21 protein-coding genes are annotated in these 22,786 nt (G+C 67.2%); 5 read left to right on the forward strand and 16 right to left on the reverse strand.

Translation table 11 applies throughout. The features are described from left to right. Positions 1 to 3: 3 nt before the first annotated feature. The 7 genes from nuoE to V5G24_RS14345 all read right to left on the reverse strand — a co-directional run bounded on the left by nuoE (position 4) and on the right by V5G24_RS14345 (position 7,070). On the reverse strand, positions 4 to 873 hold the full coding sequence (nuoE, locus tag V5G24_RS14315; protein WP_394081816.1) for an NADH-quinone oxidoreductase subunit NuoE: 870 nt from the start codon (positions 871 to 873) through the stop codon (positions 4 to 6). Next, positions 873 to 1,235, reverse strand: coding sequence for a hypothetical protein (locus V5G24_RS14320; RefSeq protein WP_394081814.1), 363 nt, complete (start codon positions 1,233 to 1,235; stop codon positions 873 to 875). Before V5G24_RS14320 ends, nuoE begins: the two co-directional genes overlap by 1 nt. Beyond that, complete coding sequence (locus tag V5G24_RS14325; RefSeq protein ID WP_394081812.1) at positions 1,232 to 2,440, reverse strand: NADH-quinone oxidoreductase subunit D; 1,209 nt, start codon at positions 2,438 to 2,440, stop codon at positions 1,232 to 1,234. The genes V5G24_RS14320 and V5G24_RS14325 overlap by 4 nt, the downstream gene beginning before the upstream one ends. Positions 2,441 to 2,451: 11 nt before the next feature. Then, on the reverse strand, positions 2,452 to 3,078 hold the full coding sequence (locus V5G24_RS14330; RefSeq protein ID WP_394081810.1) for an NADH-quinone oxidoreductase subunit C: 627 nt from the start codon (positions 3,076 to 3,078) through the stop codon (positions 2,452 to 2,454). Between the two features lie 32 nt (positions 3,079 to 3,110). Beyond that, entirely contained in the window at positions 3,111 to 3,695 is a 585-nt protein-coding gene (locus V5G24_RS14335) for a NuoB/complex I 20 kDa subunit family protein (protein WP_394014934.1), read from the reverse strand. Further along, entirely contained in the window at positions 3,686 to 4,051 is a 366-nt protein-coding gene (locus V5G24_RS14340; protein ID WP_394082117.1) for an NADH-quinone oxidoreductase subunit A, read from the reverse strand. The genes V5G24_RS14335 and V5G24_RS14340 overlap by 10 nt, the downstream gene beginning before the upstream one ends. A gap of 448 nt (positions 4,052 to 4,499) precedes the next feature. Beyond that, complete coding sequence (locus V5G24_RS14345) at positions 4,500 to 7,070, reverse strand: response regulator (RefSeq protein ID WP_394081809.1); 2,571 nt, start codon at positions 7,068 to 7,070, stop codon at positions 4,500 to 4,502. A gap of 233 nt (positions 7,071 to 7,303) precedes the next feature. Between V5G24_RS14345 and V5G24_RS14350 the strand changes: the two genes are divergently transcribed. Continuing rightward, positions 7,304 to 9,505, forward strand: a complete 2,202-nt coding sequence (locus V5G24_RS14350; RefSeq protein ID WP_394081808.1) for a flagellar biosynthetic protein FliO — start codon at positions 7,304 to 7,306, stop codon at positions 9,503 to 9,505. A 112-nt stretch (positions 9,506 to 9,617) separates the two neighbouring features. On the opposite strand, the gene dksA is transcribed toward V5G24_RS14350, so the two are convergent. The 4 genes from dksA to V5G24_RS14370 all read right to left on the reverse strand — a co-directional run bounded on the left by dksA (position 9,618) and on the right by V5G24_RS14370 (position 14,701). After that, on the reverse strand, positions 9,618 to 10,034 hold the full coding sequence (gene dksA / locus V5G24_RS14355; RefSeq protein ID WP_394081807.1) for an RNA polymerase-binding protein DksA: 417 nt from the start codon (positions 10,032 to 10,034) through the stop codon (positions 9,618 to 9,620). Positions 10,035 to 10,227: 193 nt separating this feature from the next. Then, the gene (locus V5G24_RS14360; RefSeq protein ID WP_394081805.1) at positions 10,228 to 11,082 is read right to left on the reverse strand and encodes a MipA/OmpV family protein; all 855 of its coding nucleotides are present in this window, start codon (positions 11,080 to 11,082) and stop codon (positions 10,228 to 10,230) included. A 161-nt stretch (positions 11,083 to 11,243) separates the two neighbouring features. Then, positions 11,244 to 12,536: an NAD(P)/FAD-dependent oxidoreductase gene (locus V5G24_RS14365; RefSeq protein WP_394081803.1), complete on the reverse strand. Its 1,293-nt coding sequence runs from the start codon at positions 12,534 to 12,536 to the stop codon at positions 11,244 to 11,246. Between the two features lie 524 nt (positions 12,537 to 13,060). Next, positions 13,061 to 14,701, reverse strand: a complete 1,641-nt coding sequence (locus V5G24_RS14370) for an ATP-binding protein (protein WP_394081801.1) — start codon at positions 14,699 to 14,701, stop codon at positions 13,061 to 13,063. Between the two features lie 207 nt (positions 14,702 to 14,908). On the opposite strand from V5G24_RS14370, the gene V5G24_RS14375 reads away from it, so the two are divergent. Genes V5G24_RS14375 through V5G24_RS14385 form a run of 3 tightly spaced genes read left to right on the forward strand, consistent with a single transcriptional unit; the run spans position 14,909 to position 17,950 of the window. Then, positions 14,909 to 15,430 (forward strand): SixA phosphatase family protein, encoded by a 522-nt coding sequence (locus V5G24_RS14375; RefSeq protein ID WP_394081799.1) that lies wholly within the window; start codon positions 14,909 to 14,911, stop codon positions 15,428 to 15,430. A 10-nt stretch (positions 15,431 to 15,440) separates the two neighbouring features. Further along, positions 15,441 to 16,889, forward strand: coding sequence for a YcjX family GTP-binding protein (locus V5G24_RS14380; protein ID WP_394082114.1), 1,449 nt, complete (start codon positions 15,441 to 15,443; stop codon positions 16,887 to 16,889). Positions 16,890 to 16,903: 14 nt separating this feature from the next. Further along, on the forward strand, positions 16,904 to 17,950 hold the full coding sequence (locus V5G24_RS14385) for a YcjF family protein (RefSeq protein WP_394081797.1): 1,047 nt from the start codon (positions 16,904 to 16,906) through the stop codon (positions 17,948 to 17,950). Here V5G24_RS14385 and V5G24_RS14390 read toward each other — a convergent pair. Together V5G24_RS14390 and V5G24_RS14395 are read right to left on the reverse strand one after the other, a co-directional pair. Further along, the gene (locus V5G24_RS14390; RefSeq protein ID WP_394081795.1) at positions 17,908 to 18,534 is read right to left on the reverse strand and encodes a hypothetical protein; all 627 of its coding nucleotides are present in this window, start codon (positions 18,532 to 18,534) and stop codon (positions 17,908 to 17,910) included. The genes V5G24_RS14385 and V5G24_RS14390 overlap by 43 nt on opposite strands. 43 nt (positions 18,535 to 18,577) lie before the next feature. Further along, on the reverse strand, positions 18,578 to 19,084 hold the full coding sequence (locus V5G24_RS14395; RefSeq protein ID WP_394081793.1) for an SAM-dependent methyltransferase: 507 nt from the start codon (positions 19,082 to 19,084) through the stop codon (positions 18,578 to 18,580). 156 nt (positions 19,085 to 19,240) lie between these two features. Between V5G24_RS14395 and mazG the strand changes: the two genes are divergently transcribed. Further along, positions 19,241 to 20,071 (forward strand): nucleoside triphosphate pyrophosphohydrolase, encoded by an 831-nt coding sequence (gene mazG / locus V5G24_RS14400; RefSeq protein ID WP_394081791.1) that lies wholly within the window; start codon positions 19,241 to 19,243, stop codon positions 20,069 to 20,071. Between the two features lie 51 nt (positions 20,072 to 20,122). Here the strand turns inward: mazG and hflX are convergent, their stop codons facing one another. The 3 genes from hflX to V5G24_RS14415 all read right to left on the reverse strand — a co-directional run bounded on the left by hflX (position 20,123) and on the right by V5G24_RS14415 (position 22,782). After that, positions 20,123 to 21,325, reverse strand: a complete 1,203-nt coding sequence (gene hflX / locus V5G24_RS14405; RefSeq protein WP_509292240.1) for a GTPase HflX — start codon at positions 21,323 to 21,325, stop codon at positions 20,123 to 20,125. Positions 21,326 to 21,517: 192 nt separating this feature from the next. After that, a complete protein-coding gene (hfq, locus tag V5G24_RS14410; protein WP_348844899.1) occupies positions 21,518 to 21,775 on the reverse strand; it encodes an RNA chaperone Hfq in 258 nt (85 codons plus the stop codon). A 146-nt stretch (positions 21,776 to 21,921) separates the two neighbouring features. Continuing rightward, positions 21,922 to 22,782 carry a D-amino-acid transaminase gene (locus tag V5G24_RS14415; protein ID WP_394081787.1) on the reverse strand — a complete coding sequence of 287 codons (861 nt, stop codon included), beginning with the start codon at positions 22,780 to 22,782 and terminating at the stop codon, positions 21,922 to 21,924. Positions 22,783 to 22,786: the final 4 nt, after the last annotated feature.

Genomic DNA, 22,786 nt, shown 5'->3' on the forward strand with positions numbered 1-22,786 from the left:
GGCTCAAGCCTCCGGATCGCGCACGCCGGTGCCGGTCTTCGGCGCCTCGCGCTTGGAGCCCGTGACGGAGGGGCTGCTCTCCTGGGCGGCGCGTGCCACCTCTTCCCGCTTTTCGCCGGCATGCTGGCCGTTCACGGCCTTTTCCTGAGCGGCCGAGGCGATGCCCACCGGATCGACCGGAGTCTCCGCCGCTGCGGCCGGACGGCCGGCCTGCAACAGATCCGGCTGCTCGTCGGCCGCCGCCACGGCGGCTTCGGCAGCGCGCGGCTCATAGATCTGCGGATCGGTCAGCGAGGTCAGATCCCCCGCCGGCGCTGAGAACTGGCGGCCGGTCTGCGGACCGGGCTTTACTGGGCGGCCGGCGGCGAGATCATCGAGGATTTTCTCCAGGATCTCGGGGCTCAGGTCCTCGAAATAATCGTAATTGATCTGAACCATGGGCGCATTGGCGCAGGCGCCGAGGCATTCCACTTCCAGCCAGGACAGCGCGCCATCGGCCGAAACATGACGCTCCGGTCCGATCTTGCGCTGGCAGACCTCTTTCAGCTCATTGGCACCGCGCAGCATGCAGGGCGTGGTGCCGCAGAGCTGCACGAAATGGCGCCCCACCGGCTCCAGATTGAACATGGTGTAGAAGGTGGCGATCTCCAGCACCCGGATGTTCGGCATGCCGAGCCGGTCCGCGACCACGCGGATCGCGGGCTCCGGCAACCAGCCACCGCATTGCTCCTGCGCCTTCCACAGGAGCGAGATCACGGCGCTGGCCTGGCGGCCTTCGGGATATTTGGCAATCTGACGATCGGCCCAGGCATCATTCTCCGCCGTGAAGGCGAAGCTTGCGGGCTGCTCAGCTGCGAGGCGGCGGACAGACATCAGCGGCTTCCCGGGCTGACAATGTGACAATCATTATAGGCGCCGCCCACCTGGGCGATGCCGCAATAAGCGTAGACGCCATTCTTGTAGAGCTTCACCGCAGCCCCATCCGCATGGGCGAAGCTGCCCTGCGTGCCGGGAATGCCGCTCTCGGGGATGAGCGCCGCATCCACCGGCTGCCACCCGCCGTTCAGCAGGCTGAACATGGTGAGCTTCTGCACCACCATCGCCCGTGGCGGCTCGGCCGGTGCGCCAAGCGGAACCACCACGTCGAGCGTCGTGGGCGCGCGGCCGTAATCGGTGGCCTCACCGGCACCGCAGGCCAGCGGCAGAAGCGCGGAGGCCGTCAGGAGAGCCTTCACCGATCCACCTCCCCGAACACGATATCGAGGGAGCCGAGGATCGCGGATACGTCGGCCAGCATGTAGCCGCGGCACAGGAAGTCCATCGCCTGGAGATGGGCGAAGCCGGGCGCGCGGATCTTGCAGCGATAGGGCTTGTTGGTGCCGTCGGCGACCAGATAAACGCCGAACTCGCCTTTCGGCGCTTCCACCGCGGCGTACACGTCGCCCGCTGTTACGTGATAGCCTTCGGTATAAAGCTTGAAATGGTGGATCAGCGCTTCCATCGAGCGCTTCATCTCGCCCCGCTTGGGCGGCACCACCTTATTGTCGACCGTGGCCACCGGGCCCGGCTCCTTCAGCAGCCGCTGCACGCACTGCTTCATGATCTTGATGGACTGGCGCATCTCTTCCATGCGGACCACGTAGCGATCATAGCAATCGCCGTGCTTGCCGATGGGAATGTCGAAATCCAGCTCAGAATAGCATTCATAAGGCTGCGCGCGCCGCAGATCCCAGGCGGCGCCGGAGCCGCGCACCATCACGCCGGAAAATCCCCAGGCCTGAGCCTCTTCCAGAGTCACCACGCCGATATCGACGGTGCGCTGCTTGAAGATGCGGTTGCCGGTGACCAGCGCATCGAGATCGTCGAGGGTCTGGAGGCACGGGTCGCAGAAGGCGCCGATGTCCTCGACCAACTTGGTCGGCAGGTCCTGATGAACGCCGCCCGGCCGGAAATAGGCCGCATGCATGCGGCTCCCGGACGCGCGCTCATAGAACATCATGAGCTTCTCTCGCTGCTCGAAGCCCCACAGCGGCGGGGTGAGTGCACCCACGTCCATCGCGAACGTGGTGACGTTCAAAATGTGCGAGAGCAGGCGGCCGATCTCGGAATACAGCACGCGGATCAGCTGGCCGCGGATCGGCACCTCAATGCCGAGGAGCTTCTCCACCGCCAGGCAATAGGCATGCTCTTGGTTCATCGGCGCGCAATAATCGAGCCGGTCGAAATAGGGCACGGCCTGGAGATAGGTCTTCGCCTCAATCAGCTTTTCGGTGCCGCGATGCAGCAGGCCGATATGCGGGTCGACGCGTTCCACCACCTCGCCGTTCAGCTCCAGCACCAAGCGCAGCACGCCGTGCGCGGCGGGATGCTGCGGGCCGAAATTGATCTGGAAGTTGCGGACCGGCGTGCCGGGATCGGGCGAGTCGAGGGTGTGGGCCATGGGGCGCTCCTTCAGCTCGCCTTGGGGGCGCCGGGCTGCGAGGCAGCCTTTTCGTCGCCGGGCAGAACATATTCGACACCCTCCCACGGGGAGAGGAAGTCGAAGTTGCGGAATTCCTGCGGAAGCCGGACCGGCTCATAAATCACGCGCTTGGCCTCGTCGTCATAGCGCACCTCGACGAAGCCCGTGAGCGGAAAGTCCTTGCGCAAGGGATAGCCGTCGAACCCATAGTCGGTCAGCAGACGGCGCAGTTCGGGATGGCCGATGAACAGAATGCCATACATGTCGTAGGCCTCCCGCTCGAACCAATTGGCGCCCGGAAACACCCCGCAGATGGAGGGCACGGGCGTGGCCTCGTCGGTCTGCACCTTCAGGCGGATCCGCATATTGTGCTTCAGCGAAAGCAGATGGTAGACGACGTCGAATCGCAGCTCGCGGGCCGGGTAATCCACGCCGCACACATCCACGATGCCGTGAAACAGGCACGCCGGGTCGTCGCGCAGGAAGGTCGTGACCTTCACGATCTGCGCCCCCTCCACTTCAAGGGTCAATTCGCCGAACGCCATATGCGTCGCGCGGATCGCTTCGCCGAGCGCGCCGGATATGTGAACCGCGAGGTCCTTCAAGGTCTCGTCCATCTGCCTCTTCCCGTCGCCGTGCGTTCAGCGATTCAGCGTTCGATGGTTCCGATGCGGCGAATCTTCTTCTGGAGAAGAAGAACGCCGTAGAGCAACGCTTCCGCGGTGGGCGGGCAGCCGGGGACATAGATGTCCACGGGCACGATCCGATCGCAGCCGCGCACCACGGCATAGGAATAATGATAATAGCCGCCGCCATTGGCGCAGCTGCCCATGGAGATCACGTAACGCGGCTCCGGCATCTGGTCGTAGACCTTGCGGAGCGCGGGCGCCATCTTATTGGTCAGCGTGCCGGCAACGATCATCACATCCGACTGGCGCGGAGAGGCGCGCGGCGCGAAGCCGAAACGCTCCACGTCGTAGCGCGGCATGGAAACCTGCATCATCTCCACAGCGCAGCACGCAAGGCCGAAGGTCATCCACATGAGCGAGCCGGTGCGCGCCCAGGTAATGAGGTCGTCGACATTGGTCATCAGGAAGCCGCGGTCCGCGAGTTCGGAATTGATCTCCTGGAAGAAGGGATCGTCCGAGCCGACGGGACGGCCGGTATTGGGATCGACGAGGCCGCGCGGCGCCTGGGCCACCAGCGGCTTCGTCGCAGAAGGGGTCAATCCCATTCGAGTGCTCCCTTGCGCCATTCGTAGATGAACCCGACGGTCAGCACGCCGAGGAAGATCATCATGGACCAGAAGCCGAGATCGCCGAGGCCGCCGAACGAGATCGCCCAGGGGAACAGGAAGGCCACTTCCAGATCGAAGATGATGAAGAGGATGGAGACGAGATAGAAGCGCACGTCAAACGTCATGCGCGCATCGTCGAACGCATTGAAGCCGCATTCATAGGCTGAAAGCTTCTCCGGATCCGGGCTGCTGTACGCCACGATGAACGGCGAGATGAGCAGAGCAAGGCCGATCACCACCGAGACCCCGATGAAGATGACGACCGGGAGATAATCCTGGAGCAGCAGGTTCATGATCCGCACCTTGGGGCGCATGGGCGATCCGCTTGAAGCGTTACCGCGCCGGCCTCGGTTGGAGGAGTTCGAAACGAGCGAGGCTTATCGCAGCGCCAGATGGGTGGCAAGTGCGACCTTGCCCTTCAAGCGCAGAACAGCCCAAACTTGCTGAGCTGCCGGTGCGACAGGTGCCATATCTCGCAAATGCCACGCGAATTTTTGTAGGATGTCGATTTTCACCACCGCGCTTGAAGCCCGTTGCGGCGACTGAAAATGCGCCACTTACCCCATCATCCGGCCTGGGTCGGCGGACCCTTACGGCTTCTTCGCGCTCACGCCCGCTTGCAGTGCAACACCGCCACGCCCGCCGACATGCCGCAGCGCGACATATATTCTTTCGCCCCATGGCCAAGGTGAAGCTGCGACAGTTTGACAGAGGAGAGGCCTCGGCGAGGTATCTGCGTCCTCAGGGGCGGGTTGCTTCTTTCACCGCAGCGACCAATTGCTTCAGCGAGAACGGCTTCGGCAGGAAGGCAAAACGCTCGCCCTCGGGGAGATTCTTGGCGAACGCCTCCTCCGCATAGCCCGAGATGAAGATGATTTTCAGATCGGGATCGCGGCGCCGCAGTTCGCGCAGGAGGCTCGGCCCATCCATCTCGGGCATCACGACATCGGACACCACCACATCGAAGCTGGTGCCGGGCTGGTCCATCGCCTCCAGGGCCTCGGCCCCGTTCGCCGCCGCCACCACGCGATAGCCGCGCGCGCTCAAGGCGCGGGAGGCGAAGGCGCGCACCGCGTCCTCGTCCTCCACCAGCAGCACCGACGCCTGTCCGGTCAGGTCCGGAACCTTGGCTTCCGGTTCGGCGGGGCGCGCCTGCGTCTCCTCGACCGCCCCCTCATGGCGCGGCAGGAACACGCGGAACAGGCTGCCCTTGCCCAGTTCGCTCGCGGCCAGCACGCTGCCGCCGGTCTGCTTCACGATGCCGTAAACCGTGGAAAGCCCGAGGCCGGTGCCCTTGCCCACGTCCTTGGTGGAGAAGAACGGCTCGAAGATCTTCTCCAATATGTCCGGCGGCATGCCGGTGCCGGTGTCGCCCACTTCGACCAGCACATAATCGGCGGGCGCAAGGTTGCTGGCGTCGCCGTAGGCGGCGCAGGCCGCCGCCGGAACATTCAGGGTGCGCAATGTGACGACACCGCCCGAGGGCATGGCATCGCGCGCATTGACCGCGAGATTCACGATCACCTGCTCGAACTGGTTCACATCCACGAGAATCGGCCATAGCTCCCGCCCGTGTTCCACTTGCAGCGAGATGCTTTCGCCCATCAGGCGGCGCAGCAGCATGGAAAGGTCGGAAATCACGTCGGTGAGCTGGATCACCTGCGGCCGCAGCGTCTGCCGGCGCGAGAAGGCGAGCAGTTGGCGCACCAGCCCGGCCGCCCGATTCGCGTTCTGCTTGATCTGCATGATGTCGGGGAAGGACGGATCGCTCGGCCGGTGATTGGCCAGCAGGAGATCGCAATAGCCGAGAATGGCGGTGAGTACGTTGTTGAAATCATGCGCCACGCCGCCGGCGAGCTGCCCGATCGCCTGCATCTTCTGCGATTGGGCGAACTGCGCCTCAAGGGCACGCTGCGCGGTGGTGTCCACCACATAGATCGCCGCGCCGGCGCCCCCCGGCCCAAGATTGGCGGCATAGAGCCTCGCCGAGCGTCCCCCTTGCCCCGCGATGCCAACATCCACCGGCGCTCCGCTTGCCTGGCCGGACAGCGTCTCGCGCACGAGGCTTTCCACCGCCGGAACGTCGCGCTCGGCGACCAATTGCTCCAGCTTGGTGCCCGCGCGCATGCGGTCGCTGCCCGCGAAAAGGCGGGCAAAACTGCCGTTGGCCTCGCGCACCGCGCCGGCCCCATCGACATTCGCCATGGCGAGCGGCGAGCGCGAGAAGAATGAGGCGTCGGAGCCGCCGGACATGCGCTGCGGCGGTTCCAGCGCCTGCCCTTCCGCGACGGCCGGCAGGGCCATGGCGTCGCCGCGCGGGATCACGACGGCGATGCAATCCGCTCCGGCGCGTCCGCCGATCCACACGCGGCCGGAGGCGATGGAGCCGTCCTGGCGCACGAAGTCCATGTCGATCCCGCGCGGACCGGTCTGGCCCCGCTCGACGGCGGCTTTCGCGATGGTGGTGCTTCGTGGCCCGACCAGCTCGGCAAACGGCAGCACGCCCGCGCCGAGTTCAGCCAGCCCGTAGCCCAGCCAGCGGGAGAAAGTGCCGTTCGCCAGCCGCCCGCCGGCCGAAGAAAGCAGCACCATTCCGACCGGCGCCTGCTCCCAGATTTCAGCAAGCGCGAGGGCGCCCACGGCCGGCAGCAGCGGATCCGTCGCTTGCGCCGCGGGTGGACGGGCGAGAGCGACGTTGGCGGCGCTTGCGGCCACCTGTGCAAGGGGCACCGACGGAACGGTCTCGCCGGCCAGATGCAGCACCCACAAGGCGCGCCGCGCACCGGCGAGCGGCTGCACCGAAACCACCAAGCGCCGACCCGCCGGGTTGGGATCGAAGGGGAAGATCTGCATACCCCTGACGCCGTCGGCGGCGCTGCGCAACAGCAGGCCGACCATGGCCTGCCCACCGGGGATGCGGCCGAGAAAGCGGTCCGGCGTCGGAACCTGGCCGGCCGCGCTGCGACTGAGATTGAGATAGGCGGTGTTGACGGCGAGCACGCGCTCTCCGGCTTCCACCACGATTGCCGCATCGCTCATATTGGCCAGCAGCGCCTGCACCAGCTCGTCGCTGCGCTTGTCGGTGCCGCTCCACAGCCGCATGGTCGCGCTCACCACGGCGAAGATGCCGATGGCGGCGAGGCCCGCGAGGACCGCGGTGATGCCGCCGCTCGTGCTGCCCTCAAGCGCCGCGACGACGATGCCGCCGGCGAAAGCCGCCCCGCCGACCACCAAACGTTCACGCCCGGACGTCCTGCGGCTGAACACCCCGCTCAAAAAACCCGAGCGCGCATCGCCCGCGTCGGTGCTCATGAAGTCGTCCTTCCAAGGAGCGCAGAAACGCCCTTTGCGGCCATAAACCGCTCCGAATCCGCTAAAATTAACGCAAAGTTACGGCATTGGTTGAAATCATGCCATGATCGTCAACAATTTCTTGGTTCGCCGGTTGATGTTGTACCCTACGGGCACCCCCGGCCCGATCGCACGGCGCTGGGGTGCCGGGCTTGGGACGTGATACATCGCACGGGCAGCGAAGAGGACACACGATGTTGCAGAATTTGTTTGGGGCGCAACTCGATCTGCCCGTGCGCTTGGCCATCGCCTTGCTGGTGATCGGCGTGCTGCTGGGCCTGACCGTGTTTATCGTACGCCACCTCGGGCGCGAAGGCCGAGGCGGCGCGGCGCGCTCCCGCCAGGCGCGTCTCGCGGTTCTAGACAGCGTCACCATAGATCCGCGCCGGCGCCTGGTGTTGGTGCGGCGTGATGAGGTCGAACACCTGCTGCTGGTCGGCGGCTCCACCGATATTGTCGTGGAGCCCGCGATCTCCCGTGCTCCGGCGCGCGAGCCGGCGGTATTGCGGGAGCCGGCCATCGCCCGTGAACCTGCCCGCGAGGCCATGCCGCTGCGCGATCCGCGTGAGGCGCTGCCGCCCCGCGAACCGCGCGAAGCCCTTGCGCCGCGCGAAAGCCGAGAAGCCCTGCCGCCCCGCGAAGTGATGACGCCGCGGGAGGCTCTGCCTTCCCGCGAGACTTTGCCTCAACGCGAGGCCCCGGCTCCGCGCGACGCCCAAGTTGCCCGCGAAGCCCAAGTCCTGCGTGAGGCCGTTGCGCCGCGTGAATCCATTTATGCACGCGATCCCCAGTCGCCCCGTCGGCCGCTGAGTCCGCCCGTTGCAGCCAAGCCTACTCTCGAGAGCGCCACTCGGGAAACCGCCGCCGCGCCCAGCGCTCCAGCCCCTGACAAGCCGGACGAGCCCGCCACCCTGGCGGCGGCCGTTGCACGCGAGCCGACCCCGGCACCCGCCATTGCCCCGGTGCTCGAAGGCGATGCCCCCGCAGCCGAAGTCCGCCGTCCTCTCCCCACACGGCGCACCACCGACCGGACCGCTCCTGCGATCGACACGCCGCGCCGCCCCGATGCTGGAGCACCGCGCACACCCTTCGCGAGGCCGCAGCGGCTCGAGGCGAGCATCGATCCCGCCCGCCCCGCACCGTCCGTGACTGCTTCCGTTGAGGCACCCGCTACATCCGTGGCCCCGACGGCACCGTCCACACCGGTGCAGGAGGGCGCGCTCGCGACAAAATCGCAGGCCGCATCGCCAACGGGTGTTGCGCCGCAAGTCAGCGTCGCGCCGGAAGCGCGGCGCGAAGTCGAAAATGCCGTAGCGCCCGAAGTGACGCTGGACCTGCCGCCTCCCGCATCGCCCATTGTGCCGCCCGGGGCACCGCCGGTTGCCGAGCGCGCCACGCCCGTGGCGCCGCCCGTGCTTCCGTCCGCTCCGGTTCCGGCCGCAGCCCGGGCGGAGGCTCCGGCGCCGGTGCCACGTCGCGGAACGACCTTCACGCTCGGCAAGGACATTCGCACCACGGAAGCGCCGCGCGCGGAGCCTCGCCTCGCCGAATCCGCGCAAGGGCGCCCGACCGTGCAGCCCGTCGCCGCTCCGCCGGTCGCCCCGCCGCCGGTGATCGCGCCCGCGGCATCTGATTTCGAGACCCCGCCCGCAAGATCGGCGGAGATCATTCCCGCGCTAACCCTTGAGGACCTGCTGGGTCCGGATGCGGCTGAGATTCCGGGCGATCCTGCCGGTTCCGCGCTGCCCCCGGTGGAGGAAGCTGCGCCGGCACGGCGAGGGCTTGGGGCGCTATTCCGCACCGCCAACATGAAAGCACGGCCCGAAGGAGAGCGGCCCGAAGCACCCGATCAGGCGTCCGCCGCCGCACCCGTGGCCGAGCCGGCCGCGCTGGAAGTGATGGCCCGCCCGGCGGCGGCCCGCGTGGTGGAACCCGCCGATCTTCCCACGATCGCACCGGACCACCCTGCGCCCGACGGGGCACGCCCGCCGGTTCCGCCGGCGCCGGAGGTGCGCGCACGGCCCGTCGATCCGAGAGATCTCAAGGTGAGGATGGCGCCGCCGGCGCCCGCGATCGTCGTCGAGCCCGTCGCGTCCAATGCGCCGGCGCCCGCCGCAGTCACGGCCGCGCCGCCCGCTCCACCGCGCCGTTGGGTGCTGCCGCGCGCCACCCCACCGGCCGCGCCCCAGCCGGACGCGTTCGCCCGCGAATTGGCCAATCCGTTCGCCTTGGATTCCGGCAGTATGGTCTCCATCGACCCCGCGCTCCCGCAGCCCGTGGCGGATTCCAAGGCCCCTGCCCCGCCTAAAACGGAAGATGCGACGGAGAAGGACCCATTCGAGGATCTGGAAGCCGAAATGGCCAATCTGCTCGGCCGCGGCACCGGGCCGCGCTGATCGCGCCCTGCCGGCCGCACGCATGAAAAAGCCGGGCCCTAGGCCCGGCTTTTATCTTTGTTCAACTCTGATTGCGGCATCGCGCGAACCGGCATGCCGGCCCGCGCGAACCTCAATCGTCGCGATAGACCCGCTCGCGCCGCTCGTGTCGCTCCTGGGCTTCCACCGATAGCGTGGCAATCGGCCGGGCTTCCAGGCGTTTCAGCGAAATCGGCTCGCCGGTATCCTCGCAATAGCCGTAGCTCCCGTCCTCGATTCGCCCCAGGGCGGCATCGATCTTGGAGATCAGCTTCCGCTGGCGATCGCGCGCCCGCAGTTCGATCGAACGATCCGTCTCGGAAGACGCACGGTCCGCGAGATCGGGGTGATTCTGGTTCTCGTCTTGAAGGTGCTGCAGCGTTTCACGCGCCTCCCGCAGGATATCGTCCTTCCAGGCCAACAGCTTCAGCCGGAAATATTCCCGCTGGCGGTCGTTCATGAAGGGCTCGTCCTCGCGGGGGCGATAGTCCTGGTCGATTTGGACCGACATCAGCAATGTCCTCGATACAGCGTCGCTGATCCCCACCGGGTCGCCGCGCTTATATCCACCACCTCGCCTCACGACAACCGCCATCAACGCCCACGGCGCTCGGCAAACAAACTCAAGCGGGGCCTGTCCGTTCCCCTGCTATATGTTGATACCGCCACGTAGGCGCTGCGCCCTGCGCGGCGTCAGACACAGCTCACCACCAAGCCTTGCCGATGTTGAAAGTGTAGGCGAGCGAAACCCCTGCGGTGAACTGGTTGGCGCTCTGGGTCAAAGGCGAATCGGCGGCATCTCCAACCAGCCGGCCGTAGGTGCCGAACACGCCTGCGGTGAAGCCCCTGCCGAAATCCTTGGTCAGCTGCGCGGTCGCTCCCCAGGAATACAGGCCGCTGCTGGCCTGATAGACGGTCAAGGGATTGCCGAGAAAATTGGCGCTCAGCGACTGGAACGGCGTCACACCGAAATAAGCATTCTGGAACGCGGAAGAGCCGAAGGCGAGGCGGGGGCCGATGGCGAAACGCCAGGTTTCATATGGTACGATCACGTCGGCGCCGAGATCACCGACCCATCCCTCATAACCACCGAACCCATAGCGCAACTCACCGCGCAGGCGTAGCCAGTCAACCGGATACCATTCGGAGAAACCACCGATTTCCAGCGAGGGGTCGAGGTTGCCGATGCCGTTCAGGCGGTCCGAATCGTCTTCGTCCCGCCCCCAGTCGATCCGACCGACGGCGCCGATGCGGAACTTGCCGGTGTCGAACAGGGCGATCGATGGATTATCATCAACACTGTGGAAAGCGTTGAGTTCGCTCGCTTTCGATATGCTGAAAATGAAGCCGGGGCGGAATTCGTAGGTCTCGCTGCCGGGATATTGTGGTATGATATTGCCTGAGCCGCCAATGGTCAGATACCAGTCTTCCTTGGGCTTGGCGGGGGCCGGCGCGGTCATTCCCGGCGCGACATCGGCGGCCGAGGCGGGGCCGGAGGCAGCGATAAAAAGGCCGGTGGCACAGAGCGTTACGAAAGAAAGAAGGCGCGGCTCGGCCATAGTCCACCCAGTCTGAATCCAAGAGCGCACCCTACCCCGCACCCTCCACACGTTGGTGCCAAATATGTCACGCATGCCCGATGATCGCGCTCCTCACGCGACTTACGCGGCTTTTTGCTGCGGATAAGGTGAATGAATCCCAAACGAACGTCGGATGACCGTCAGGCGCTGGAAAATTCCACGGTGCTGACTTCCTGACGGTCCGCGACCCGGGCACGCCGGCGCTCCCCCCGGTCGGCGAGGCGACCGGCCCAATAGCTGGTCCAGCGCAGGCCGGCGCCGAGCGCACCCCAGGTGGAGGGCAGCGGCGGGGCGCCGAACAGGGCGATCCGGTCGTCGCGCTCGACGATGGCGTCGCCGATCAGGTCCGCGGCCAGGCTCACATTGGCCAGCGGGTCCTGACCGAGGGCCAGGGCATACCACACGCCGGGGCGATAACGGCCGATCAGGGGCAAGCCGGAGGGCGCGCGCGCGGCGCGCCAGCCGAAGGCATGGCCCACCATGGCCGAGGCGAGGCGCGGATAGAGGAGTCCGGCCTGTCGCCGCAAGGCACATGCGGCGGCAACCTCCCGACCCTGATAGGTGGCGGTCGGCGCGGTGAAGGTGAGGTGCCCGCCATCGAGGGCGAAGCGCACCGGCCGCGCGCCGGTCTCGCGCACGACCGGGCCGCCATAGCCGCCCGACGATACATGGAAGCTGCCGGTGACGAAGGTGGCCGGATAGACCGCGCGGGCGAGCCAGGGCGCCACGCGCCCAAGCCCGCGCGTGGCGCAGAAGATGGCGTGGTCCGCCCGCACCCGCCCGGTCGCGAGCTGGATATATTTGCGCACACCATCGAGATCGACGCTCTCAACCGGCGCGCGCATGAAGCGGCGGACACCGGCGGCGGTCGCGGCCTCGCCCAGCAACTGCGCGAGCGGGCCAACGTCGAAGCGGCGGGCGTCGGGGTCGAGCAGCGCGCCGGAATAAAGATCGGTGCCGATGAGATCGAACAGGTCCGCCTCGCCCACGCGCTTAAGCTCGGGAAGCCCGAGCACGTCGCGCGCGGCGGCCTCGTCCAGCAAATCGGCGAGACCGGCCGGGCCGGGAACCAGCAATTCCCCCTCGCCCGTCTGCTCCAGCCGCAGCACGTCCAGCAGGCGCAGGGCGCTGCGGGTCGCGCCGGCGGAAAGATCATAAAGCGCCCGTGCCCGGTCCCGGTCGGCCCGCGCGCACAGGTCCATGGCGGTGAGATCGAGGCCGGCGGCGACGATGCTCTCCTGTCGCCCGGCTTCCGGTGCCTTGGTCTCCAGCAAGACCACCGCGCGGCCGCGCAGGGCCAGCACCAGCGCGATCCAAAGACCCGGCGTGCCGTCGCCGATGACGCAGACGTCACAATCGAGATCGCCGCGCACCGCGGGCAGCGGCTCAGCCGGGGCGATGCCCGGCCCGGTGGCGCGCACGGCCGTGCTCATGGTGCCGAAAGGGTCATGGTGCCCCCATTTCCGTTTTCAGAATTCCCGCCTTCGAATCTCCAACGTCGGGGCGACCCCCTCGATAAGGGCAAGAAGGTGGCATAAATCCAACGAGGATAAGGCGTAGCATTGCCGTACGCCCGGTCCAAGGGGCGATCACGAGCCAACGGTATCATGTGGCTACCGAGAGAGAATCGGTGAACGGAAATGCCCTGCGATGGTATCTTAACACCATTATGGCGGGTCGACACTCTTGGGCTGAGGTCAGTGCCGAGATGACATCGTCTGCAAGATGCAATCGGCATGCACGGGCTTGACCCGTGCATCCACGCCGCCCGGCTCACTCCAGTATTTCAAGCATCGTGAGGTCGGCGCCGCGTGGATGGCCGGGACGCGCCCGGCCATGACGAACGAAGGGCGACGAGAGAGGGAAGCAGGAAAAGGGCGCGCATCCGCTTTCGGATGCCCCACTTCACTGAATGTCGATCGGCCTTAAAGCCGCGCCGAAGGCGCGCGGGTGGCGCTCAGGGACGGTTGATGCCGCGATCGGCCAGGACGTCGTCCACTTTGCGAGCCAATTGGTCCAGGGTGAAGGGCTTGGGCAGGAAGGCCACGCCGTGGTCGAGAATGCCGTTATGCACCACCGCGTTGCGGGTATAGCCGGTGGTGTAGAGGATCTTCAGCCCGGCCCGCGCGGCGGCCGCTTTTTCCGCCAGTTGCCGGCCGGTCATGTCGGGCATGACGATGTCGGTGAACAGCAGGTCGATGCGCGGCTGCAGGACCAATTGCTCCATCGCCTGGTTGCCGCTGGCGGCCTGCACCACGGTATAACCCAGCTCCCGCAGGGCATCGACGCTCATATGGCGGACATTCTCTTCATCCTCCACCACCAGGATGGTGATGTCGGGCCGACCTGGCGGCAGATGCCCATCGCTCTTGCTCGCGCCTCCAGCCAGCGCCGGCTCGCCGACCTGCCGCGGCAGATAGAGCTTCACCGTGGTGCCCTGCCCAATCTCCGAATAGATCTTCACATGGCCGCCAGACTGTTTGACGAAGCCGAACACCTGGCTGAGGCCGAGACCGGTGCCGCGTCCGATTCCCTTGGTCGTGTAGAACGGGTCAAACGCACGTTCAATCACGTCGGGACCCATGCCGGTACCGGTGTCGGAAACGCTGACCAGCACATATTGGCCTGCGGTCACCTCGGCGTGATTGCGGGCATAGCGCTCGTCGAGATCGGTATTGGCGGTCTCGATGGTGAGCCGGCCGCCGTCGGGCATGGCGTCTCGCGCATTCACCGCCAAATTGACGATGGCGTTCTCCAATTGCGCGGGGTCGGCAAACGCGCGCCAGAGCCCACCGGCCAGCACGGTTTCCACCTGAATGGTTTCGCCCAGCGTGCGCCGCAGCAACTCCGACATGCCGCCCACCAGCTTGTTGGCATCCAGTGGTTGGGGCTCCAGCGCCTGCTGGCGGGAAAAGGCGAGCAGCCGCGCCGTCAGCGCCGCCGCGCGCTGGGCGCCTTCCAGCGCATTGCCGATGCAGGTGCGCACCATTTCGTGCTCGGCGCCGGTGAGCCGGCGCCGCGCGATATCCAGCGAGCCGATGACGATGGCCAGCATATTGTTGAAATCGTGCGCGATGCCGCCCGTCAGCTGGCCGATCGCTTCGGTCTTCTGCATCTGGCGGATCTGCGCTTCGGCGACGAAGCGCTCGGTCATTTCCTGCTGCAGTTCGCTGGTGCGCTCGGCGATCCGCGCCTCCAGCTCGGCATTCAGGCGCCGCAGGGCCTCGTCGCTCGCCTTGCGGTGCTGGAGCGCGGCCAACAGACTGCTGGTGAGGGCGATGATCAGCAGCGCGGTCAAGCCATAGAACAGCATGGCCACATAGTCGGACGGCCAGTCGAGCCCGAAACCGTCCTGCGGGGTGACGAGATAATAAGCCACCATCAGGCCGCCCAGCACCGCCGCCAGCATGCCCGGCCAAAAGCCGCCCAGAAACGCCACGAGGCAGATCACCGGAATGAAGGTGATGAAGGGATAGCCGGCAAACACATCGCCAGCGGCCAGCCGCACCAGCAGGGCCAGGGCGCTAAGCATCACAGCAAGCAGATAGGAGAACCACGGCCGCGCGCGCACGGCTTCCGATAGCCCAGCGAGTTTCATTGAGCCTTGGCCCCCGCCGCCGCTCGGCGCGGCGCAACTCAGAATATTCAGGATGGGGCCAAAAGTCTCGCCCTAGCTTGGTACCTGTTTCGGCAGGTATGGATCATCTGGCCCTGCCGACCGGACACGCACACCGACCGATCGCCGCACTGCACCAGCGGACCCCGCATGATAAGGTGCGAATCCTCGCCACGCCCCGGATGGTCCATGCGCCGCCTCATTCTGCTTCGCCACGCGAAATCCGATTGGCCCGAGGGCATTGTCGATGCCGAGCGTCCGCTCGCCCAGCGCGGCCGCGCGGCCGCTCCGATGATCGGGGCCTATATGGCCGCGCAGGACCTGGTGCCCGACCGGGTGCTGGTTTCCCCCGCCCGCCGCACCCGCGACACTTGGCAGTTGCTGGCCCCGGCCCTGCCCGCGACCGTCGCCGTGCTCAGCGAGCCGCGCCTCTATGACGCCGGCGTCACCCGCATTCTCTCCGTGCTGCGCGAGCAGCCGCGCGAGGTCCATGCGCTGATGCTGGTGGGGCACAATCCCGGCCTTGAAGATATCGCCGATGTGCTGACCGACCAGGGCCCGGCGGCGACGCGGGCCCTGATGTCGGAAAAATTCCCCACCGGCGCACTCGCGATCATCGATTTGCCCATCGACGACTGGGCCGACGTGATGCCGCAGACCGGCCGGCTCGACCGCTTCGTCACGCCGCGCTCGCTGATGCTGGAGATGTAGCGCCTTGGCTATGGGCCTGCTCGATGAAGCCTGGATCGGCCTGCGCGCGGTCGCGGACCGGGTCGAGGACCTGGCTCATCCCACCTTGCGCCTGGGCGTCACCGGGCTTGCGCGCTCGGGCAAGACCATTTTCACCACGGCGCTCATCCATGCTCTGATGCACGGTGGCCGGCTGCCGGTGTTCGAGGCGATGAATTCCGGCCGCATCGCCGGTGCGCGCCTCGCGCCCCAGCCGGACGACGCGGTGCCCCGCTTTCCCTATGAAGACCATCTGGCGCGGCTCGCCACGCTGCGCGAATGGCCCGCCTCCACCACCCGCATCAGCGAATTGCGGCTGGAGATTTCCTATGCGCCGCTCAGGGGCGGCCAGCGGCGCCTGACGCTCGATCTCGTGGACTATCCCGGCGAATGGCTGCTGGACCTGCCCTTGCTGGACATGAGCTATGGCGATTTCTGCCGGCAGGCGCTGGAACTTGCCCGTGCTCCCGCGCGCGCGCCTTATGCCGAGGCTTTGCTTGCGGCGCTGGCCGCCGCCGACCCCGCCGGGCCGGCGGACGAGACGAAGGCGCGCGAGCTCGCCGCCGTCTTCACCGCCTATCTCGCCGCCTGCAGGGGCGAGCGGGTGGGCATGAGCCTGCTGCCGCCGGGCCGTTTCCTGATGCCCGGCGACCTGGAAGGCTCCCCGGCGCTGACCTTCGCGCCGCTCGACCTTCAGGACGGCCCGGCGCTGCCCGCCGGCTCGCTCGGCGCCATGATGGAACGGCGGTTCCAATCCTACAAAAGCGCGGTGGTGCGGCCGTTCTTCCGCGATCATTTCGCCCGGCTGGACCACCAGATCGTGCTGGTGGACGCGCTGTCCGCGCTGAACGCCGGGCCGGCGGCGCTCTCCGACCTGGAGCGCGCGCTGGATTCGATCCTGGTGGCGTTCCGCGTGGGGCGAAACAGCCTGATGAGCGCCCTGCTGCGCCCGCGCATCGAGAAAGTGCTGTTCGCGGCCACCAAGGCCGACCATCTCCACCGCGCCAGCCATGACCGCCTGGAAGCCATCCTGCGGCGGCTGGTGGACCGCGCGCTCGCCCGTGCGCGAGAAGGCGGGGCGCGCATCGATGTCGCCGCGCTCGCCGCCATCCGCGCCACCCGCGAGGCGGATGTGTCCAAGGGCGGACGCAGCATCGCCGCCATCATCGGCACGCCGGAGGCCGGGCAGGAAGCCGGCGGGCAGGTGTTCGACGGCAGCGGCGAGGTGGCGCTATTTCCCGGCGCGCTGCCGGCCGACCCCGACGCCCTGTTCGCCGCCGAGGGCGCGGCCTTTCGCGGGCTGGCAAGCGGACCGGACAGCGAGGCGGACTTTCGCTTCCTGCGCTTCCGCCCGCCGGCCGGCATTGGCGCGACCAGCCCCCTGCCCCATATTCGCCTCGACCGCGCGCTCCAGTTCCTGCTGGGCGACCGGCTGAAGTAAGATCTGAAGTCTTCATGCCCGAACCGCACAACCACCGGCCCGAAAATGCCCGCCCCCAGGTGTTCCGCCTGGACGAGGCCGGCATCGTCGTGACCGAGGCGCCTGCGCCGGTCGATGAGGCGGACGAGATCGTCGCACCCGTCCCTCCCGCCCGGCGCAGGGGTTTTTCGCTCGGCGCGCTGTTCTGGACCGCCCTCGGTGGGCTCGCGAGCCTCGGCATCGGCCTTGCCGTGACGCGGCTGATCGAGGATCTGTTCGCGCAGACGCAGGCGCTCGGCTATCTCGGCCTGGCGCTGGCGGGCCTGCTGGCGGTGGCGGTGGTGGCGATCATCGGCCGCGAGGTCGCCGGGCTGATGCGCTTTTCCAGCCTGGATTCCATTCGCGAGCGGGCGGTGCTCGCGCTCGCGAACGACGACCGCGCGCTCGCCGAGGCGGTGACACACGATCTGCTCGGCATCGCCAAGGAGATGCCCGCGCTCGCCCGCGCCCGCGCCGACCTCTCCTCCCATCTCGGCGCGATCATCGACGGGGCGGATCTGGTGCAGCTCACCGAGCGCACGCTGATGGCGCCGCTGGACGCACGGGCGCGGCAGCTGGTCTCGGATACGGCCAAGCGCGTGTCGGTAGTCACCGCCGTCTCGCCGCGCGCGGTGGTGGACCTCTTGTTCGTGCTCTACAGCGCCTTCGTGCTGATCCGCCGGCTGGCGGAACTCTATGGCGGACGCCCCGGCGCGCTCGGCATGCTGCGGCTGGTGCGCCATGTGCTGAGCCACCTCGCGGTGACCGGCGGCATGGCCGCCGGCGATACCCTGGTTCAGGAATTGGTGGGATCGGGCATTGCGGCGCGCCTCTCGGCGCGGCTCGGCGAGGGGGTGGTGAACGGCCTGCTGACCGCGCGCCTTGGCCTTGCCGCGATCGCGGTGACCCGCCCTCTCCCCTTTACCGCCCTACCGGCGCCCCGCGTCGCCGATGTGGCGGCGGGGCTGATGAAGAAGGCGCAGGAAGACGAGGCGCGCCCTCAGCTCGGCAGCAGGCGCCCCGGCAAGGCCGAGGGCGAATAAGGCTCCGGCCGGTTGCGCCACAGCATCTCCCACAGCGGCCAAGCCAGCAGGGGGCACAGCACCGCGATCAGGGCGCCGACCGTCCAGTCGGCATTGCCGAGCGCGCTCGCCAGCACCGCCACCAGCCCGAGCGCGGTGATGACTGCCAGGCCGCTCATGAGCCACCAGCGCCAGGGCGAAAGCCCGCCATCGAACACGATGCCGCCCGCATGGGGTTGCAACGCTCCGTGCAGCGCGGCGATGAAGGCGGCATAGGCCTTGCGATGATCGTCCACACTGGTGATGGAGGTGCGCGAGAGCGAACCGATGGTCAGCTTCTCCCCCGCCTTGCCGTGAATCACGGTCTCATAATTGGGCGAGGCCAATTGGCCGGGATGATAGCTCAGCCGCACTCGCGCCACGTCGCGCAGATGGAGCGCGCCAGAGCGGGCGCCGACCGTCCAATGTAGCGTCTCGCCATCGAGGCGGAAGCGGGAGCCCGAGCCGATCAGGCGCGGCCGGAAGCTATAGGTCAGACCGTCTTCCGGCGGCGGCGCGCCGTCCGCAGGGCCCGTGCCGAAGGAAAGGCCGGTGGATGTCGTCAAGGGAAACCTCGTGGAAGCTCAAGCATGCGGACACGGCATGACGCTAAGTCACATCGTGCGCCAGGGTACAATATTGCGGCTTGAGGTCCACCAGCGGCGTGCCATCGATGCAATCGAGCCCGCGCACCAGCACGTCCAGGCCTTCGCGGGCGACGAACAGCACCACCGAGGAGGCGATGGGGTTGGGCCGCACCGGCGAGCGCAGCGCAAAGGTGCCGGAGGCCTCGCTGGCGCTGCGCGGCATCTGCAACACCAGATCGCGCCGCGCCTGGTCCATGAAATAGAGCACCTGGAGCCGCGGCTCGCGCCCGACGCCTTCGAGCGCGGCTTCCCAGCGCGGGTCGATCTCCAGCCGGCAGATGGGGCCGTCCTCGCTGCCGCGCTTGGGGCAATCCTCTCGTCGCGCCCAGGGCGTGCGGATGCGGCCGATGAAATAGAGCCCGGCATCGAAGGCCGGCGGCAGCGCGACCGCGATCTCGCCGGGGCGGATGCCCGCGTCATCGTCGGAGGGGGCGGGCGCGGCCGCGCTTTCGGTTGAGAGGGAACTCATGCTTTATCCTCGGCAGTCCCGCGTTCGCGGCGAACCCGCTTGATGATAGACCCACCTGCCCGACGCCGCCATGCGGCGCCCTTGCCCCCTACGCCGCCATGCGGCGCCACTTGTCCCCGACGCCGCCATGCGGCGTCCTTGCCCGGAGAGCCCCCGATGCAGCCGTCCCGCGACCTTGCCCGCCTCGTGGAGATCATGGCCGCGCTGCGCACGCCCGTCACCGGCTGCCCCTGGGACCTGGAGCAGGATTTCTCCACCATCGCCCCCTATACGATCGAGGAAGCCTATGAGGTGGCGGACGCCATCGCCCGCAACGACATGGCGGATCTGCCGGACGAACTGGGCGACCTGCTGCTTCAGGTGGTGTTTCACTCAAGGCTCGGCGAAGAGCAGGGCCTGTTCGATCTCGGCGACGTGGTGGAGGCCATCACCTCCAAGCTCATCCGCCGGCATCCCCATGTGTTCGGCGATGCGCGCCACCTCGACCCTCAGGTGGTGAAGGCCATGTGGGGGGAGATCAAGGCGCAAGAAAAGGCCGAGCGCGCCCAGCGCCGCGCCGCCGCCGGCCTTCCCGCGGACGAGACCGGCCGGACGCTCGACGGCGTGCCGGTGGGCCTGCCGGCGCTGACCCGGGCCCTGAAGCTCCAGGAAAAAGCCGGCCGCGTGGGCTTCGACTGGAATGATGCGCGCCAAGTGCTGGCGAAAATCCGCGAGGAGACGGACGAGGTTGCCGAGGCGCTCGACGCCGGCGGCACGGACGCCATCAAGGACGAGATCGGCGATCTTCTGTTCGCGCTGGTGAACCTCGCCCGCCATGCCGGTGTGGATCCGGAAGCGGCCTTGCGCGGCACCAATGAGAAATTCACCCGCCGCTTCGCCTTCGTGGAAGACCAGCTCGCCGCGCGCGGGCGCACGCCGAAACAGGCGAGCCTGGACGAGATGGAAGCCTTCTGGGTGGCGGCGAAGGGGGCGGAACGGGGGGAATAGCGTTCCCCCTTCCCCCCGCGTGGCGGCAGCGGCTCGCGCCGCCGCCCGTTCTCACATCTGATGCACGCGCCCGGCCCCGAACCGGCGCGTCACCAGGGGCGCGCGCTCGGGCAGGATGCGCAAGGCAAAATGCATCACGCCGTCCTCATCGGTGCGACGCTCCAGCACCTCGCCATGGCGATAGAGCCAGCCCTGGCCTTCGCCGTCGTCGGCCGCGACCGTGACGTCCAGTGTTACACGGCCGGCGGTGATCTGGCGTTCCACCACGTCCAGCAGATCGGACGTGCCGGCGCCGGTGAGGGCGGAGACCAGGATCGGCCGGTCGGCGAGATCGCTGCGCGCGGCCGTGTTCTCCATCGCGTCGCGTGCGGCATCCGAGAGCAGGTCTATCTTGTTCCACACTTCCAGCACGCGGCCGCTGGCCTCGATGTCGATGCCGAGGTCGGTGAGCACGTCCTTCACATCGTCGGCCTGCGCCTGGCTGTCGGGATGGGAGACGTCGCGCACATGCAGGATCACGTCCGCCTCGATCACCTCTTCGAGCGTCGCGCGGAAGGCGGCGACGAGCTGGGTGGGCAGATCGGAGATGAAGCCCACTGTATCGGACAGGATGATCCGCGTGCCGTGCGGCAAGTCCACCGCCCGCAAGGTGGGATCGAGGGTCGCGAACAGCAGGTCCTGCGCCATCACCTCCGAGCGGGTGAGGCGGTTGAATAATGTTGATTTACCCGCATTGGTATATCCAACCAATGCAACCACGGGATAGGGCACGCGCTTGCGGCTTGTGCGGTGCAGCGCACGGGTGCGCTTCACCTGTTCAAGATCGCGCTCGATGCGGATGATGCGTTCGCCGATCTGCCGGCGGTCGGCCTCGATCTGGGTTTCACCGGGGCCGCCCAAGAAGCCGAAGCCGCCGCGCTGGCGCTCCAGATGGGTCCAGGACCGCACGAGGCGCGAGCGCTGGTAATTCAGATGGGCGAGTTCCACCTGAAGCGTGCCTTCCTTCGTGCGGGCGCGGCTGCCGAAGATTTCAAGAATCAGGGCGGTCCGGTCGACCACTTTGGTGGACCACGCCTTTTCCAGATTGCGCTGCTGCACGGGCGAGAGCGCGGCATCGAAGAACACGAGGCCGATCTCTTCCGCCTGCACGATGCCGGCGATCTCTTCCACCTTGCCGGAACCGAGATAGGTGGCGGGCTTCACCTCGGCCAAAGGCACGAGGCCGCGATAGACCACCTCAAGATCGATGGCCATGGCGAGGCCCACCGCCTCGTCGAGCCGCGCTTCGGGGGAACGGCGCTCGTGCGCCGCGCCCTTCTGCGTCCACCGGGCCCGGTTGGATGAAAACGGCGTGATGACAGCGCATCGCGTGGGCGGGGCTTGGCGTTCAACGCTTTTTGCCCCGACCTTCGATGCGCCCCGTTCGTCCTTATGCTCCACGTATCGTTACGCCTTCTCCGCCGCGACCTCGTCGGTCGGGTCAAACAATTGCACGGGATGACCGGGCATGATGGTCGAAATCGCGTGCTTGTAGACAAGCTGAGAGTGGCCATCGCGCCGCAGCAGGACGCAGAAATTATCGAACCACGTCACCACACCTTGCAACTTCACCCCGTTCACCAGGAAGATTGTGAGGGGAGTCTTGTTCTTGCGGACGTGATTGAGGAATGTGTCCTGCAGATTTTGTGTCCGTTCCGCCGCCATTTTCGTATCCGTTTCTTTCGGCGTTGCCCCGCCCTACCCGACGCGAAGCAGCGATCGAAGGGCGGGAGTTAGCAGCCTAGGATGGCACAGCGAAAAATCGGTGCAACTGCAATTTTTGCCCCGCAGCATCAGCATATTGTGCTGCATCAAGCGGAGGCCTCGGCGAATTTGTGGAACTGGGCCCGCAGATTGCGCGCCACAGGGCCCACAGTGCCCGTTCCCACAGGTGTCCCGTCGATGGCGATCACGGGCATGATGAGCGAGGTTGCGGAGGAGACGAACGCTTCCTTCGCGGCCTTCGCCTCGTCCAAAGTGAAGGCACGTTCCTCAACCTTGAGCTGCATTTCGGCGGCGACCTCCATGAGCACGGTGCGGGTGATGCCGCGCAGGATGCCGTGCTCGGCTGGCCGCGTCACGAGCCGCCCGTCCTGGGTCACGATCCAGGCATTGGTGGAGGCGCCCTCGGTCACGTGGCCCTGCGCATCCACGAACCAGGCCTCTCCGGCCCCGGCCTCGCGCGCCGCCTGCTTGGCCAGCACATTGGGCAGGAGCCCGACGCTCTTGATGTCCACCCGGTCCCAGCGATTTTCCGGCAGCGAGATCACCTTCATCCCAGCCGCCGCCGTGGCGTCATTCTTGGCAAAATTGGCGGAGCGGGCGGTGACGACGATGCTCGGCGGCACGCTGGCGGCGGGAAAGCCATGGTCGCGCCGCGCGACGCCGCGCGTCACCTGGAGATAGACCAGCCCGTCGCGCACCAAATTGCGCCGCACGGTCTCGCGCAGCACCGTCGTAAGCGCCCCGCGCGACATGGGGGCGGCAATGCGCAATTCCGTCAACGAGCGGTCTAGCCGGTCGAGATGACGGCGCTCGTCGATCAATTTGCCGCCACGCACCTCGCAGACTTCATACACACCGTCGGCGAACTGGTAGCCGCGATCCTCCACATGCACGCAGGCGTCGCGGTGGGGCAGATAGCGGCCGTTCACATAGGCAATGCGGGACATGGCG

It is taken from the genome of Roseixanthobacter finlandensis (assembly GCF_043195105.2).
Lineage (GTDB): Bacteria > Pseudomonadota > Alphaproteobacteria > Rhizobiales > Xanthobacteraceae > NCEH01.